Source organism: Achromobacter sp. 1011791174 (genome assembly GCF_059760925.1).
Genome location: NZ_JCBANH010000025.1, coordinates 1 through 15,567 on the forward strand (window position 1 = coordinate 1; position 15,567 = coordinate 15,567).

General features: G+C 66.8%; 17 protein-coding genes. 16 read left to right on the top strand and 1 reads right to left on the bottom strand.

Features of this window, described 5'->3' with window-relative positions:
- Nucleotides 1-145: 145 nt before the first annotated feature.
- The 6 genes from AC6LJ5_RS11390 (at nucleotide 146) to AC6LJ5_RS11415 (ending at nucleotide 5,042) form a co-directional block, all read left to right on the top strand.
- Complete coding sequence (locus tag AC6LJ5_RS11390; protein ID WP_103275351.1) at nucleotides 146-697, top strand: MarR family winged helix-turn-helix transcriptional regulator; 552 nt, start codon at nucleotides 146-148, stop codon at nucleotides 695-697.
- Nucleotides 694-1,254: a diaminobutyrate acetyltransferase gene (ectA, locus tag AC6LJ5_RS11395; protein WP_103275350.1), complete on the top strand. Its 561-nt coding sequence runs from the start codon at nucleotides 694-696 to the stop codon at nucleotides 1,252-1,254. The genes AC6LJ5_RS11390 and ectA overlap by 4 nt, the downstream gene beginning before the upstream one ends.
- A 121-nt stretch (nucleotides 1,255-1,375) precedes the next feature.
- Nucleotides 1,376-2,686 (top strand): diaminobutyrate--2-oxoglutarate transaminase, encoded by a 1,311-nt coding sequence (gene ectB / locus AC6LJ5_RS11400; protein ID WP_103275349.1) that lies wholly within the window; start codon nucleotides 1,376-1,378, stop codon nucleotides 2,684-2,686.
- Nucleotides 2,683-3,093 (top strand): ectoine synthase, encoded by a 411-nt coding sequence (locus AC6LJ5_RS11405; RefSeq protein ID WP_103275348.1) that lies wholly within the window; start codon nucleotides 2,683-2,685, stop codon nucleotides 3,091-3,093. The genes ectB and AC6LJ5_RS11405 overlap by 4 nt, the downstream gene beginning before the upstream one ends.
- Nucleotides 3,094-3,107: 14 nt before the next feature.
- Nucleotides 3,108-4,034, top strand: coding sequence for an ectoine hydroxylase (gene thpD / locus AC6LJ5_RS11410; protein ID WP_103275347.1), 927 nt, complete (start codon nucleotides 3,108-3,110; stop codon nucleotides 4,032-4,034).
- A gap of 135 nt (nucleotides 4,035-4,169) precedes the next feature.
- Nucleotides 4,170-5,042: an MOSC domain-containing protein gene (locus tag AC6LJ5_RS11415; protein ID WP_103275346.1), complete on the top strand. Its 873-nt coding sequence runs from the start codon at nucleotides 4,170-4,172 to the stop codon at nucleotides 5,040-5,042.
- 47 nt (nucleotides 5,043-5,089) lie between these two features.
- Here AC6LJ5_RS11415 and sugE read toward each other — a convergent pair whose 3' ends face one another.
- A complete protein-coding gene (sugE, locus tag AC6LJ5_RS11420; RefSeq protein WP_212312470.1) occupies nucleotides 5,090-5,407 on the bottom strand; it encodes a quaternary ammonium compound efflux SMR transporter SugE in 318 nt (105 codons plus the stop codon).
- 286 nt (nucleotides 5,408-5,693) lie between these two features.
- Here sugE and panD point away from each other — a divergent pair, with 286 nt between their 5' ends.
- The 10 genes from panD to trmD all read left to right on the top strand — a co-directional run bounded on the left by panD (nucleotide 5,694) and on the right by trmD (nucleotide 15,521).
- A complete protein-coding gene (panD, locus tag AC6LJ5_RS11425) occupies nucleotides 5,694-6,062 on the top strand; it encodes an aspartate 1-decarboxylase (RefSeq protein ID WP_103275344.1) in 369 nt (122 codons plus the stop codon).
- A 61-nt stretch (nucleotides 6,063-6,123) separates the two neighbouring features.
- On the top strand, nucleotides 6,124-7,170 hold the full coding sequence (locus tag AC6LJ5_RS11430) for a CDP-6-deoxy-delta-3,4-glucoseen reductase (RefSeq protein WP_103276574.1): 1,047 nt from the start codon (nucleotides 6,124-6,126) through the stop codon (nucleotides 7,168-7,170).
- Nucleotides 7,171-7,377: 207 nt separating this feature from the next.
- Nucleotides 7,378-8,634, top strand: a complete 1,257-nt coding sequence (locus AC6LJ5_RS11435) for a D-amino acid dehydrogenase (RefSeq protein ID WP_103275343.1) — start codon at nucleotides 7,378-7,380, stop codon at nucleotides 8,632-8,634.
- A gap of 4 nt (nucleotides 8,635-8,638) precedes the next feature.
- Nucleotides 8,639-9,979 carry an extracellular solute-binding protein gene (locus AC6LJ5_RS11440; RefSeq protein WP_103275342.1) on the top strand — a complete coding sequence of 447 codons (1,341 nt, stop codon included), beginning with the start codon at nucleotides 8,639-8,641 and terminating at the stop codon, nucleotides 9,977-9,979.
- A gap of 253 nt (nucleotides 9,980-10,232) precedes the next feature.
- Entirely contained in the window at nucleotides 10,233-10,643 is a 411-nt protein-coding gene (locus tag AC6LJ5_RS11445) for a TrbG/VirB9 family P-type conjugative transfer protein (protein ID WP_498140521.1), read from the top strand.
- 33 nt (nucleotides 10,644-10,676) lie between these two features.
- Nucleotides 10,677-13,298, top strand: a complete 2,622-nt coding sequence (gene alaS, locus AC6LJ5_RS11450) for an alanine--tRNA ligase (protein ID WP_392411555.1) — start codon at nucleotides 10,677-10,679, stop codon at nucleotides 13,296-13,298.
- Nucleotides 13,298-13,567, top strand: a complete 270-nt coding sequence (locus tag AC6LJ5_RS11455) for a sulfurtransferase TusA family protein (protein ID WP_498140522.1) — start codon at nucleotides 13,298-13,300, stop codon at nucleotides 13,565-13,567. Before alaS ends, AC6LJ5_RS11455 begins: the two co-directional genes overlap by 1 nt.
- 171 nt (nucleotides 13,568-13,738) lie before the next feature.
- Nucleotides 13,739-13,999 (top strand): 30S ribosomal protein S16, encoded by a 261-nt coding sequence (rpsP, locus tag AC6LJ5_RS11460; RefSeq protein ID WP_103275338.1) that lies wholly within the window; start codon nucleotides 13,739-13,741, stop codon nucleotides 13,997-13,999.
- 80 nt (nucleotides 14,000-14,079) lie between these two features.
- Nucleotides 14,080-14,697, top strand: a complete 618-nt coding sequence (gene rimM / locus AC6LJ5_RS11465) for a ribosome maturation factor RimM (RefSeq protein WP_498140523.1) — start codon at nucleotides 14,080-14,082, stop codon at nucleotides 14,695-14,697.
- Nucleotides 14,697-15,521 carry a tRNA (guanosine(37)-N1)-methyltransferase TrmD gene (gene trmD, locus AC6LJ5_RS11470; RefSeq protein WP_498140524.1) on the top strand — a complete coding sequence of 275 codons (825 nt, stop codon included), beginning with the start codon at nucleotides 14,697-14,699 and terminating at the stop codon, nucleotides 15,519-15,521. Before rimM ends, trmD begins: the two co-directional genes overlap by 1 nt.
- Nucleotides 15,522-15,567: the final 46 nt, after the last annotated feature.

Genomic DNA, 15,567 nt, shown 5'->3' on the forward strand with positions numbered 1-15,567 from the left:
CGGCTGTCGTCGCGGGAAACGCCGGGGCAGAGGGCGGGCGGGGTACATGGATTTGATTACAAAATCCGCCGGGCTCAGGTTTGACAGAGGAGAATTGCGCTCATATCATTTGTACAGAAATCAATTTAACTGAACTGATTCAGTCATGAATAAACAGACCGTAACCGATCCCTCGCAGCAGTACGACCTGCGCATCCTGCGGGCCTTGCGCCGCATCACGCGCTCGATCGCCCTGCATTCGCGGCAGCTGTCGGCGGTGAGCCACATCACCGCGCCGCAGCTCATGTGCCTGCGCACCGTCATCGCCAACGGGCCGCTGACGGCCACGGCGATCAGCCGCGAGATCCACGTCAGTCCCAGCACCGTGGTCGGAATCCTGGACCGCCTGGAGGACAAGGGGCTGATCCGGCGCGAGCGCGGCCGTGAAGACCGCCGCATCGTGTTCGTCACCGCGACCGAAGCCGGACGCGCACTGGCCAAGGATGCGCCATCGCCGCTACAGAAACACCTGGCGGACGCGCTGAACGCGTTGCCGGAACTGGAGCAGGCCACCATCACGCTGTCGCTGGAGCGCATCGTGGCCTTGATGGAGCAGGACGGGCACGCGGCCGCCGCCGAGCCGCACGCCGATCCTGCTTCTCCCATCCTCGAGGTGCCCACCGGCGGCGCGCCTCCCGAATCGGGGCTGGTCGTATGATCGATACCGCACAGGAAACCCCCATCCTCTCAAGTGCCGTGGCGCCGGCGGCTTGCGGCGGGACGCAGCAGATGCGCCCGCCCAGCCGCAAGGACGGCGCCGCCCTGCACCGCCTCATCTCCGAGTGCCCGCCGCTCGACCTCAATTCCCTCTACGCGTACTTGCTCCTGGCTGAGCATTTCAGCGACACCTGCGTCCTGGCCGAAAGCGCCGGAGGACGCATCGACGGTTTTATCTCCGCTTATGTGCTGCCCGACCGGCCCGACGTCCTGTTCGTCTGGCAGGTCGCGGTGCACGCCCGCGCACGCGGCCATCGGTTAGGCCGCGCCATGCTCAGAGAACTCTTGCGGCGCAAGGGGCTGGAGCATGTTCGTCATCTCGAAACCACGGTGGGGCCTGACAACCAGGCTTCGCGCCGCAGCTTCGCCGGCCTCGCCGCGGAGCTGGGCGCCCACGTCAGCGAGCAGCCGTTCTTCGACCGGCAATTGTTCGGCGGCGCGGACCATGACGACGAGATGTTGTTGAGGATAGGCCCGTTCACCTTGCCCGCCCCGTAGGCGGGTGGGGCGGGCGCCCTGCCATAACCGGGATGGTGCTGACGGTCCGGCCGCCGCGAGGCGTGGCCGGGCGGGAGCAGGCCGTCTGTCAACTCATGATCTGAAAGGGAGGATTGATCACATGGACTTGAAAATCTTTGACCGGATGGAGTCGGAAGTAAGGGGCTACATCCGGTCGTTCCCCGTGATATTCAGCCAGGCCAGGGGCTCGACGCTGATCGACGAGGAGGGAACCGAGTACATAGACTTCTTCAGCGGCGCCGGCACGCTGAACTATGGCCACAACAATCCTGTCCTCAAGGAAAAGCTGCTGGACTACGTGCGCGCCGATGGCGTGGTGCACGGCCTGGACATGGCCACCAGCGCCAAGAAGGCGTTCCTGGAAACCGTGGACCGCGTGCTGCTCAAGCCGCGCAACTGGCAATACACCTTGCAGTTCACCGGACCCACCGGCACCAACGCGGTCGAGGCGGCGCTGAAGATCGCGCGCCAGGTCAAGGGCCGCCCCAATGTGGTGTCGTTCACGCACGGCTTTCACGGCGTGAGCGGTGGTTCGCTGGCGGCGACCGCGAACATGAAGTTCCGCGACGCGGCGGGCTACGCGCTGGCCAACACCAGCTTCATGCCGTATGACGGCTACTTCGGTCCCGACGTCGACACCATGGCCTATCTTGAGCGCATGCTGGATGACCCCAGCAGCGGCCTGGACAAGCCGGCCGCCGTGATCGTCGAGACCGTGCAGGGCGAGGGCGGCGTGAACGTCGCCACGCTGCGCTGGCTGAAAGAGCTGGCCAAGCTCTGCCAGCGGCACGACATGCTGCTGATCGTGGACGACATCCAGGTCGGCTGCGGCCGCACCGGCACCTTCTTCAGCTTCGAGGCCGCCGGCATCCGGCCGGACATCATCACGCTGTCGAAGTCGCTGTCGGGTTTCGGCCTGCCCATGTCGCTGGTGCTGATGAAACCCGAGCTGGACGTCTGGAAACCGGGCGCCCACAGCGGCACGTTCCGAGGCAACAACCTGGCCTTCGTCACCGCCACGCAGGCGCTGGAAACCTATTGGACCAACGCTGCCTTCAGCGCCGAGATCCAGCGCAAGGAAAGCCTGGTGCGCGACTGGCTGGAAAACCTGGTGCACAGCTTTCCCAATGCCGGCCTGTCGGTGCGCGGCCGCGGCCTGATCCAGGGGCTGGTGTCCAACGCCTCGCCGGCGCTGGCCAACCGTATCGCCAAGCGCGCCTTCGGCAAGGGCGTCGTCATCGAGACCTCGGGCGCGCACGACGAAGTGCTCAAGCTGTTGCCCGCGCTCACTATCGAGGAAGGCCTGCTGATGCGCGGCCTGGAAGTGATCGAGGCCAGCGTGTCCGAGGCGCTGGCCGACGAAGACGGGCAGTCCGCCCGCATTCTGAAATTTGGAGGTAAACGCGGATGATCGTACGCAATGTCAAGGACGTGATCGGAACGGCGGACGAAGTCCGCACGGACACCTGGGTCAGCCGCCGCGTGCTGCTGAAAAAGGACGGCATGGGATTTTCCTTCCATGAAACCACGATCTTCCCGGGCGGCCGCACGCACATCCACTACAAGAACCACCTGGAAGCGGTCTGGTGCGTCGAGGGCGACGGCTCGATCCAGACCATCGCCGACGGCAAGACCTACGCGCTCGAACCGGGCGTGGTCTATGCCCTGAACGAGCATGACGAGCACTGGCTGTGCGGCGGCAAGGAGCCGCTGCGCGTCATCTGCGTATTCAATCCGCCGCTGACCGGTCAGGAGGTGCACGACAAGGACGGCGTCTATGCGTTGCCCGAGGCGGGCGCCGACGCGGTCGCGGCCTGAACAAGGAGGCGAACATGATTTCACCTGCGCAAGATCCGTACGCCTCGCGTACGGATCGCGGTTCCGCCATCATTTCCCGCCAGGATCCGGTGGTCCACGGCGACGGCCTTTACGCCGATGCCCTGGATGCCGCGCAACTGGAACGGTACGAACGCGACGGCTTCCTGCTGCTGGAAGATCTGCTGTCGCCCGGCGAGGTCCGCGCCCTGGCGGCCGAGGTCGAGCGCATGACGCGCGACCCGTCCATCATGCGGCGCGAAGAGGCCATCACCGAGCCGGGCAGCAACGCCGTGCGCTCGATCTTCATGGTGCATGTGCTCAACCCCGTGCTGGCCCGCCTGACGCGCGATCCGCGCCTGGTCAACGTGGCGCGCCAGATCCTCGGGTCCGAGGTGTACGTGCACCAGTCGCGCGCCAACATGAAGCCGGGCTTCAAGGGCAAGGAGTTCTACTGGCATTCGGACTTCGAGACCTGGCACGTCGAGGACGGCATGCCCGCCATGCGGGCGCTGAGCTGCTCGGTGCTGCTGACCGACAACAACGCCAACAACGGCCCGTTGATGCTGGTGCCGGGTTCGCACCGGCAGTTCATTTCCTGCGTCGGCCAGACGCCCAACGAGCACTACAAGCAGTCGCTCAAGAAGCAGGAGTACGGCGTGCCGGATCCGGTCAGCCTGCAGCTGCTGGTGGAGCAGGGCGGCATCCAGGCCATGACGGCCAAGGCCGGATCGGTGGTGTTCTTCGATTGCAACACCATGCATGGCTCCAACAGCAACATCTCGCCCTGGCCGCGCGCCAACGTATTCATGGTCTACAACAGCATGGAGAACACGCTGGGTCCGCCGAAGTACGGCCTGACGCCAAGGCCCGAGCACATCGCCACGCGCAAGGCCTTCAAGGCGGTCACGCCGCTGGACGCACTCAAGCTGGTCGGCGCTTGAGGCAGGATTGCACCGCGATCGGCGCGCCGGCATCCCCAACGGGGAGCGCCGGCGCGCGCAGCCCAGGCCGCGGCCTGGGCTTTTTTTCGACCTTCCGCTATGCTCTGGCGACTTTCACATCTCGCCATCCGCGCCATGTCCGCCCGTATCCTCAGCCTGCATATCTATCCCATCAAATCCTGCGCCGGCATCGATCTGAGCGAATCGCCTATCGACCGCGCGGGGCTGGCGCACGACCGGCGCTGGATGTTGATCGACGGCAGCGGGCAGTTCATGACGCAGCGCCAGTGGCCGCGCATGGCGCTCATCCGCACCGCGATCGACGACGGCGCGCTGCGCGTGTCGGCGCCCGACATGGCCGACCTGCTGATCGCGCTGGACGGCTCCGGCCTGGAAGCGGGCAGCGAAACCGTCACCGTCTGGAAGGACAGCCTGCCCGCGCTGCGCGAAAGCGCCGCCGCCGGCCGCTGGTTCTCGGATTTCCTGGGCACGCCCTGTCGCCTGTACAAGGTCGATCCCGCCGCGCGCCGACCGGCCAAGACCGATTGGGTGTCGCGCTGGCTGGATGCGCATCCGGACGAGTCCGAGCGTTTCTCGGGCACCCATCATTTCGGTTTCGCCGACGGCTTTCCGCTGCTGGTGGCCAACCAGGCCTCGCTGGACGACCTGAACGCCCGGCTGCGCGCGAAGGGCGCGGCCGAGGTGCCGATGGACCGGTTCCGGCCCAATATCGTGGTGCAGGGGGACTGGGAGGCATTCGAAGAGGACCACACCGCGCTGATCGAGGCGGCGGACGTGCGCATGGCTTTCGTCAAGCCCTGCACCCGCTGCTCGATTCCGGACATCGACCAGCGCAGCGCGCAGCAGTTCGACGAGCCGGGCCGCACGCTGGCGTCCTACCGTAATCTGGACATCGGCGTGGTGTTCGGCCAGAACGCCATCCTGGACGCGCCGGCGCAGGCGCGCCTGAAGGTTGGCGACGCGGTGCGGATCGAACTGGATTTCTAGGCCCGGCGGACATGGCCGCCGGGTGGGGGGGCAGGACCGGATTGGCGTCAGGCCGACGACAGCTTCAGGCCGACCAGCCCCAGCACGATCAGTCCCACGCTGACGATGCGCATCCAGCTGGTGGATTCCCCGAACAGCACGATGCCGGCGATGAAGGCGCCGATGGTGCCGATGCCCACCCAGATGGCATAGGCGGTGCCCAGCGGCAGCGTTTTCATGGCCAGGGCCAGCAGCCAGAAGCTGATGGCCATGCCGGCCACGGTGACGAGCGAGGGGACGAGGCGGGTGAATCCGTGCGTGTATTTCAGGCCCACGGCCCAGACGACTTCAAACAGGCCCGCGAGCACCAAGATGATCCAAGTCATGACGACTCCTACGAAAGCCGCGCCGGCATGACCGATGCGCCGATTGCCGGCGCGCCGCCGGCGCGATGGGGTCGTCCCCGGGACAGGATGCGCGGCTTGTTTGATCGCGCGCAGCCGCAGGCCGTCCCGCAGCGGCAAAAATTATAGAATACCGGCTTTCGACGGCAAAACCGGGCGCCGTCGTCCTTCCGTCCCGTTCCGGGCGTCGCCGGCCGAGGCTGGCCGCCAGGACGGGATTCTTGCATCACTTCGCGCTCCGGGTCGCGAAACCAGGATATTTTCTACCATGCAACGCATCATGCTGCGGGCCAAGCTGCACCGCGTCACCGTCACCGAAGCCGACCTGCATTACGAGGGGTCCTGCGGCATCGACGAGGACCTGCTGGACGCTGCCGGCATGCGCGAGTTCGAGCGCATCGAGCTCTACAACGTCACCAACGGCGAGCGCTTCGACACCTACATCATCAAGGCCGCCCGCGGCAGCGGCGCGATCTCGCTGAACGGCGCCGCCGCCCGCCGCGCCCAGGTGGGCGATCTGATGATCATCTGCACCTACGGCCCCATGTCCGAGGAAGACTCGGCCACGCACAAGCCGAAGGTCGTGCTGGTGGACGACGCCAACCGCGTCAAGGAAATCCGCAAGTTCCCGGCCTGAGGCCGGGCCGGGCGGGACGCGCGCGATGGCGCGCCCCGTCAACCCCATACTGTTTCATGCCATGAGCTTCCAGGTCATCATCCAACCCAGCAAGCACCAGTTCCCGGTCGAGCCCGGCCAGACCGTGCTCGACGCGGCCCTGGCCGCGGGCATCGTGCTGCCCTACAGCTGCCGCAACGGCGCCTGCTCCACCTGCAAAGGCAAGGTGGTGTCCGGGGAGTTCGACGCCGGCCAGTACCCCGCGCAGATCCTGTCGCCCGAAGAACTGGCCGACGGCTATACGCTGTTCTGCCAGGCGCGGCCCGAGTCGGATCTGGTGGTGGAATCCACCGAGGTTCGCCTCGCCAGCGATATCCAGATCCGCAAGCTGCCCTCGCGCGTGCAGACGATGGAGCGCGCCGCGCCCGACGTCGCCGTGCTCAAGCTGCAGTTGCCGGCCTCCGAGCAGTTCCGCTATTACGCGGGCCAGTACGTCGAGGTCATCCTGAAGGACGGCCGCCGCCGCAGCTATTCCATGGCCGGCGCGCCGCACACTGGCAGCCCGCTGGAATTGCACATCCGCCACATGCCCGGCGGCCTGTTCACCGACCACGTGTTCGGGGCTGGCGCCACGCAGATGAAAGAGCGCGAGATCCTGCGCCTGGAAGGACCGTTCGGCTCGTTCTTCCTGCGCGAGGACAGCGACAAGCCGGTGGTGCTGCTGGCCAGCGGCACCGGCTTCGCGCCGGTCAAGGCCATCGTCGAGCACATGATCCACAAGAACATCCAGCGTCCGGTATCGCTGTACTGGGGCGGTCGCCGTCCGCAGGACCTGTACATGGACGCGCTGGCGCAGTCGTGGACCGAGGCGCTGCCCGGATTCCGTTACGTGCCCGTGGTCTCCAACGCGTTGCAGGAAGACGGCTGGACGGGCCGCACCGGCTTCGTGCACGAGGCCGTGATGCAGGACATCGCCGACATGTCGGGCCACCAGGTCTATGCCTGCGGCACGCCCTTGATGGTGGACGCGGCGCGGCGCGAATTCAGCGTCCAGTGCGGCCTGCCGGCGGAAGAGTTCTACGCCGACGCCTTCACGTCGGAGGCCGACCTGGCCAAGGCCGCTGGCTGAGCCGGGCCTGGCCTGGCCGGCTGGGTGCAAGGGGCGGATCGGGCAGGCTGGAGCCGGGCCGTCGGATTCCGCCCCAATTTTTGCCTGCGGGCATCGTAGGCGGCGGCAGGCCGCCGGAGTAAACTGCAGTGTCATTTCGGCAGCGGCCTGGAGCGGCGCGCGGACATCGGGTCCGACGCCAGACTCCGCGCATGGAGCAATGCGGGCATGAAAGTAGCGGTATTGGGTAGCGGCATCATCGGAATTTCCAGCGCCTGGTGGCTGAGCCAGGCGGGCCACGACGTCGTGGTGATCGACCGCTGCACCGGCCCCGCCCAGGAAACCAGCCTGGCCAACGGCGCGCAGATCTCGGTGTCCTACGCCGAACCCTGGGCCAATCCCCAGGCGCCGTTCAAGCTGCTGAAGTGGATGTTCCAGGAAGACGCGCCGCTGCTGTTCCGCCCGCAGCTCGACTGGCGCCAATGGATGTGGGGCCTGGCGTTCCTGCGCGAGTGCTTGCCCGGCAGGCTGGCGCCCAACATCCGCGCCATGGTCCGCATGGCCGAATACAGCCGCGCCACGTTGCGCGCCATGCGCGCCGACCTGGGCATCCAGTACGACCATCTGGAGCGCGGCATCCTGAATTTCTATCGCGATCCGCAGGAATTCGAAAATTCCCAGCGCGCCGCCGGGCTGATGCGCGACTTCGGCGTCGAGCGCCGCGTGGTGTCGGCCGACGAGGTCATCGCCATCGAGCCCGCGCTGGCGCCGCATCGCAATACCATCGTCGGCGGCGACTACACGCCGGAAGACGAAAGCGGTGACGTGCACCTGTTCACGGTCGCGCTGGCCGAGCATTGCGCGCGGGCCGGTGTCGAGTTTCGCTACAACACCCAGGCCACCCGGCTGCTCACGGCCGGCGGCAACGTGCAGGGCGTGGAGCTGATCGATCCGGACGGCCGCTACGGCACGCTGTCGGCCGACGCCTACGTGGTGGCGATGGGCAGCTTCAGTCCCGCCATGCTGCGTCCACTGGGCATCCCCTGCAACGTCTATCCGGCCAAGGGTTATTCGGCGACCTTCCCGATCGTCAGGCCCGATGCCGCGCCCGTGGTCAGCCTGACGGACAGCAGCCACAAGATCGTCTTTTCGCGGCTGGGAGACCGGCTGCGCATGGCCGGCACGGCAGAGCTGTCGGGCTATTCCCGTGGCCTGAACACCGCGCGTTGCGAGGCGCTTACCCGCCTCGCCCGCCAACTTTTTCCCGACGCGCTCGATTTCGAGCGCGTCGGCTATTGGTCGGGCCTGCGCCCGTCCACGCCTTCCAACGTGCCCATCATCGGCCGCAGTCGTATCCCCAATTTGTATGTCAACACGGGACACGGTACGCTCGGCTGGACGATGGGTGTTGGCTCGGGCCGGGCCCTGGCTGACGTGGTCAGCGGGCGCCAGCCTGAACCGGAATTTCCTTTCCTTGGTCTGTGAACCTATGAAGAAACTGCAATTGGCGGGTGTTGCCCGCGCGATGTTCGCCAGCCGGCGGGCATGGGTCTTTGGCGCCGCCATGGCGGCCGCGGGCGTGGCGCATGCCGCCCCCGTGGAAATCCAGGTCTGGCATACGCTGACCGACGCGAACAAGGCCGAGTTCGAAAAGCTGGCCAAGCAATACAACAAGGAGCAGGATCAGGTCAGCGTCACGCTGCGCGCCTTTGCCTCGCAGGCGCAGCTGCAGCAGGAAACCACTGCCGCGGTCAAGGCCAAGAAGGCCCCCAATCTGCTGCAACTGGCCGACAACCGTTCGCCCGAAGTCGTGGCCGAGCACAAGGCCGTGATGCCGATGTACGAACTGCTGGCCAAGTATCCGATCAAGGACCTGAACTGGTACGTGCCCGCCACCAGCAGCTTCGTGCGCGACGGCAAGGGCCGCTTGCTGGCCTTCCCCTGGATGGCCGAGATACCGGTGATGTTCTACAACACCGCCGCCTACAAGAAGGCCGGGCTGGATCCGCAGAAGCCCGCCCGCACCTGGTCCACCCTGCAAGGCGAGCTGCTCAAGCTGCGCGACGTGGCCGACATCGACTGTCCCTATGCCTCCAGCGACCAGGTCGCGGTGCACCTTGAGAACCTGGCGCCCGTGAACGGCCAGCTGTTCACCAGCAACAACAATGGCCTGGACGCCGTCACCAAGAAGACGCCGGCGCCGACCATGCAGTTCGACACGCTCTACATGCGCCACATCTCGCTGATGGTGAGCTGGAAGCGTTCGCTGCTGTTCATGGCGCACACGGCCGACAACGGCGCCGACAAGCTGTTCGCCAAGGGCGAGTGCGCGGTGCTGACGTCCAATTCCGGTTCGTTCGGTCAGTTCCTGGCGACCAAGTCGCTGTCCTTCGGCGTCGCGCCGCTGCCGTACTACGACCAGGCCACCAGCAATGGCGGCCAGCCCTTCGTCAGCGGCTCGGCCCTGTGGGCGATGGAAGGCCATCCGAAGGACCAGGAAAAGGCCACGGCCCAGTTCCTGGCCTGGCTGTCCAAGCCCGTGGTCGCCGCCGAATGGCACCAGCGCACCGGCTATCTGCCGCTGACCGAGGCCGCTTTCCGCGCGTCCGATGTGTCGTTCTACAAGAGCATTCCCGGCGCGCAAGCCGTGATCGCTTCCATGAGCGCCCGTCCGTCCGCCAGCAGCCGCGGCTTCCGCATGGCGAACTACACGCGTATTGAACCGGTGCTGAACCAGCAGCTGACCGACGCGTTCGAAGGCAAGACCCCGCCGATGGCCGCGCTGAACAACGCCGCCAACCAGGCGCGTACCATCGCCACGCAACGCTGAGCGCGACGCCGTCGGCGGTCGCCTAAGGCAAGGCCCGGTCCTCGGACCGGGCTTTTTTTCGCCCTGCCGACGCGCCGGACCTGGTTGCCAGTCATCGCCGGGCCGCGTCTTTCCGGCCTGTGCCGTCACCCGGCGCGACGGCACGGGGATAAATCCGTCCCTCCGTACATGCCAGTCTGGCGCCGGATTTCGCCGCCCGCGATCATGCCTGCAAGCGTGCGCCGTCCGGCGCGCCGGTGACGGAGGAGAAGGCATGTCTTGGCGGATCATCATCGCGGCCGGCTTGGGCGGGCTTGGGGCGTGCGCAAGCCCGCCGGGCATGGACGGGGCGGCCTGGCCGGTGCCGGCGCCGTCGGCGTGCCCGTTCGATTTTGGCTGGCGCCTGTCCGGCGATCAGGCTGTCGCGCCGATGCAGGTATTCGACGACGGCCGCGAAACCTGGCTGCATTTCGCTCCAGAGGCCCGGCTGCCGGCCATCCTGGGCGTGGACGAAGAGGGCGAGCGCCCGCTGCCCCATACGCGCCGCGCGCCCTACGTGGTGCTGCCCGGCGTCTGGCCCGAACTGCGCTTCCAGGGCGGCGGCCTGAGGGCCACGGCGCTGCGCAATCAGGAGCCGGGCGGCAGCGTCCGGGAGGGACTCCATTGCCGCCAACCCTCTATATAATCAAAGATTCGCCTAAATTCCGCGTCGTCCACGATGAAATCCTCCGAGATTCGCCAGCAGTTCCTGCAATTCTTCAAGTCCAAGGGACACACCATCGTTCCTTCGTCGTCGCTCGTGCCGGGCAACGACCCGACCCTGCTCTTCACCAACTCGGGCATGGTCCAGTTCAAGGATGTGTTCACCGGCAAGGAGACGCGCTCGTATTCGCGCGCGACGTCGTCGCAGCGTAGCGTGCGGGCCGGCGGCAAGCACAATGACCTGGAAAACGTGGGCTACACCGCGCGCCACCACACGTTCTTCGAGATGCTGGGCAACTTCAGCTTCGGCGACTACTTCAAGCGCGACGCCATCTCGTACGCCTGGGAGCTGCTGACCCAGGTCTACAAGCTGCCCGCCGAGAAGCTGTGGGTCACGGTGTACCAGGAAGACGACGAGGCCTACGACATCTGGGCCAAGGAAGTCGGCGTGCCGGCCGAGCGGATCATCCGCATCGGTGACAACAAGGGCGCGCGCTACGCCTCCGACAACTTCTGGCAGATGGCCGACACCGGCCCCTGCGGTCCGTGCTCGGAAATCTTCTACGACCACGGCCCGGACGTATGGGGCGGCCCCCCTGGATCGCCCGAGGAAGACGGCGACCGCTACATCGAGATCTGGAACCTGGTGTTCATGCAGTTCGAGCGCGACGCCGCCGGCAACATGCCGCGCCTGCCGCGTCCCTGTGTCGATACCGGCATGGGCCTGGAACGCATCGCCGCCGTGCTGCAGGGCGTGCACTCCAACTATGAAATCGACCTGTTCCAGCGCCTGATCGCCGCCGCCGCGCGCGAGACCGGCGTCAAGAACCTGGAAGACAACTCCCTCAAGGTCATCGCCGACCATATCCGCGCCTGCTCGTTCCTCATCGTCGACGGCGTGATCCCCAGCAACGAAGGCCGCGGCTACGTGCTGCGCCGCATCGTGCGCCGCGCGCTGCGCCATGGCTACAAGCTGGGCCAGACCAAGCCCTTCTTCCACCGCCTGGTGCCGGACCTGGTCGCCGAAATGGGCGAAGCCTATCCCGAGCTGGCCGCGATCGCCGAGCGCGTGGCCCAGGTGCTCAAGCAGGAAGAAGAACGCTTCGGCGAAACGCTGGAGCACGGCATGCGCATCCTGGACGGCGCGCTGGCCGGCGTGGCCAAGGGCGGGCAGCTGGACGGCACCACGCTGTTCACGCTGTACGACACCTACGGCTTCCCGGTGGACCTGACCGCCGACATCTGCCGCGAGCGCGATGTCGACGTGGACATGGCAGGCTTCGAGGCCGCCATGGAGCGCCAGCGCGACCAGGCCCGCGCCGCAGGCAAGTTCAAGATGGCCGAGGGCCTGAGTTACGAAGGCGCCGACACGCGCTTCGAAGGCTACGAGCAGCTCGAGCTGAGCGGCGCCAAGGTCACCGCCCTGTACGTGGACGGCACCCAGGTGCAGCAGGTGCAGGCCGGCCAGAGCGCGGTCGTGGTGCTCGATGCCACGCCGTTCTACGCCGAATCGGGCGGCCAGGTCGGCGACACCGGCCTGCTGGAAGCCGACGGCTTGCGCTTCGCCGTGGCCGATACGCTCAAGATCCAGGCCGGCGTGTTCGGCCATCATGGCGTGCTGGAATCGGGCACGCTGTCGGTGGGCGACAGCCTGCTGGCCCGCGTCGACGCCGTGCGCCGCGCGCGCACCGTGCGCAACCACTCCGCCACCCACCTGATGCACAAGGCGCTGCGCCAGGTGCTGGGCGCTCACGTCCAGCAGCGCGGCTCGCTGGTCGATCCCGACAAGACCCGTTTCGACTTCGCGCAGGACGCGCCGCTGTCCGCCGAGCAGATCGCCCGCGTGGAAGCCATCGTCAATGCTGAGATCCTGGCCAACCAGCCCACCGTGGCGCAGGTCATGCCCTATGACGACGCGGTCAAGGGCGGCGCCATGGCGCTGTTCGGCGAGAAGTACGGCGACACCGTGCGCGTGCTGGATATCGGTTTCTCGCGCGAACTCTGCGGCGGCACCCACGTGTCCCGCACCGGCGACATCGGCCTGTTCAAGATCGTGTCCGAAGGTGGCGTGGCCGCGGGCGTGCGTCGCGTCGAAGCCATCACCGGCGACAACGCGCTGGCCTGGGTGCAGAACCAGAACGCGCTGCTGACGCAGGTCGCGGGCATGCTGCGTAGCACGCCGGCCGACCTGCCCGCGCGCATCGCGCAGGTGCAGGATCAGGTCAAGGCCCTGGAAAAAGACCTGGAGCAGTCGCGCAGCAAGCTGGCCGCCAGCGCCGGCAACGACCTGGCGTCCAGCGCCGCGGTCGAGGTCAAGGGCATCAAGGTCCTGGCCGCCAGCATCGCCGACGTCGATCCCAAGGCCCTGCGCGGCATGGTCGACAACCTCAAGGACCGCCTGAAGCCCGCAGTCGTGCTGCTGGCGACCGGCGCCGAAGGCAAGATCAGCGTGGTGGGCGGCGTCACGGCCGACCTGACCGGCCGCGTCAAGGCTGGCGACCTGGTGGGCTTCGTGGCCGGCCAGGTGGGCGGCAAGGGCGGCGGACGTCCGGACATGGCCATGGGCGGCGGCACCGACGCCGCGGCCCTGCCAGCGGCGATCGCCAGCGTGCAGAAGTGGGTGGAAGAGCGTCTCTGATGAATGCGTCGGACGTACAGGCAGGGCAGGGCGGCGAGACGCCGGCTTTCGATATGGAAGTCGACGCCAGCGGCCTGACTTGCCCCCTGCCCATCCTGCGCGCCAAGAAAGCCCTGGCGCAGATGGAAAGCGGGCAGGTGTTGCGAGTGGTCACGACCGACCGCAATGCTGTCCGCGACTTCCAGGCGTTCTCGCGCCAGACCGGCAACGCGCTGCTCGCGCAGCAGGAGTCGGACGGCGGCTGCACGCATTTCCTGCGCAGACGCTAGGCGGCGAGCGGGTTCCGGCCCGGATTTGTACAATGCAGGGATGTGGCGTTTTGGCGTGCTGTTTGTCGTATAAAACGCGCTTCCCGATGAAATTTGGCGCCTGGATTTGCCAGCCGGCTTCTTTAGGTGCTAGAATTTCCCGTTTTTCACAACTAATTCAAGGGATTACCTATGGTGGTGATTCGCCTGGCCCGCGGTGGGTCCAAGAAGCGTCCGTTCTACAACCTGGTGGCTGCTGATTCGCGCAACCGTCGCGATGGCCGTTTCATTGAGCGCGTGGGTTTCTACAACCCGGTGGGCAATGATGGTGCCGAGAACCTGCGCATTGCGCTGGATCGCGTGCAACACTGGACCAGCAACGGCGCCCAACTGTCGCCCGCTGTCGAGCGTCTGGTCAAGGATTACTCGGCCAAGGTTTCCGCCGCGGCCTAAGTGCCTGCGCGGTAGCCCTGCCGGTTTTTCCTGCCTGCTACAGCTTCAATAGCTGCCATTACGCAACCCATACTCACGACATGTCTGCTGCCGCACCCTCCAACGCGGCGCCTGCGGATCTGATCGAGCTGGGCCGCATCACTGCGGCCTACGGCATCAAAGGCTGGGTCAAGGTGCAGCCACACTCGGCGCAAGCCGAAGTGCTGCTCACGGCTTCTGAATGGTGGTTGACTCGCCCTGTGCCCGAATCGGCGCGGGGCGTTGTCGCGTCTGGGCCGGTCGCATACAAGGTCCTGCAATCCCGTTCCCAGGGCGCCACGGTCGTGGCGCAGTTGGCGGGCATTGCCGATCGCGATCTGGCCGAAGCCTTGCGCGGATTTTCCGTGCGGGCCTCGCGCGGGTCCTTCCCCGCGCCCGAAGAAGACGAATACTACTGGGTCGACCTGATAGGCTGCGCGTTGTATACCAACGCCAATGGCGAACCCGCGCTGATCGGCGTGGTGGACGAGGTCTTCGACAACGGCGCCCACGCCGTGCTGAAGGTCCTGTGCCAGAGGGAAGGGGCCGACGGTCCCGAAGCCATCCTCAATGCCAAGGGCAAGCCTGCCGATATGCTCGTTCCGTTCGTACGCGCGCACATTCTTTCCGTGGACCTCGCCGCTCGCCGCATTGACAGCGACTGGCCGCTGGACCTCTGATGCGTATCGACGTCGTTACGCTCTTTCCCGAAATGTTCGGGGTAGTGCGCGACCTCGGCGTCACCGGCCGGGCGCACGCCCAGGGTCGGTGGTCCCTGCATGCCTGGAATCCCCGCGACTTCACGCACGATGTCCATCGCACCGTGGACGACCGTCCCTATGGGGGCGGTCCGGGCATGGTGATGATGGCCGCTCCGCTGGAGGCGGCTGTCAGCGCCGCCCAGCAGGCGCGGGCTGCCCAGGGGCTGGGGCCTGCGCCGGTCGCCTTGCTGGCGCCGGTGGGGCGCCGCTATGACCAGGCCGGAGCCGAGGCCCTGGCCGCGAGCGATGGGCTGATCCTGATCTGCGGCCGCTACGAGGGCGTGGACCAGCGGTTCATCGAACGTTGCGTCACCCAGGAAATCTCGCTGGGCGACTTTGTGCTGTCCGGCGGCGAGATCGCCGCGCTGGCGGTCATCGATGCCGCCGTGCGCCTGCTGCCCGGCGTGCTCAACGATGGCGACTCGGCCTTGCAGGACTCGTTCAACGATACGCTGTCCGGCCTGCTGGACAGTCCGCATTACACGCGCCCGGAAGTCTATGAGGGCGCGGCCGTGCCCGCGCCGCTGCTCAGCGGTCACCATGCGCAGATCGCCGCCTGGCGGCGCGAGCGCTCGCTTGAACTGACGGCTGCCCGGCGACCCGAGCTGATCGAGGCGGCCCGTTCGCGCGGCCTGCTCGACAAGGCCGATGAGCGCCATCTGGCGGCATTGGCCGGACTGCCCGATCCCTATCCGGCCAAGCCGGCGCGCCGCCGCAAATCCAAACCGTCCCAGGCCAGCTGAGTCGACGGCTTGGTTCCGGCCGCTGGAACCCGCCGTATTGCGTTGC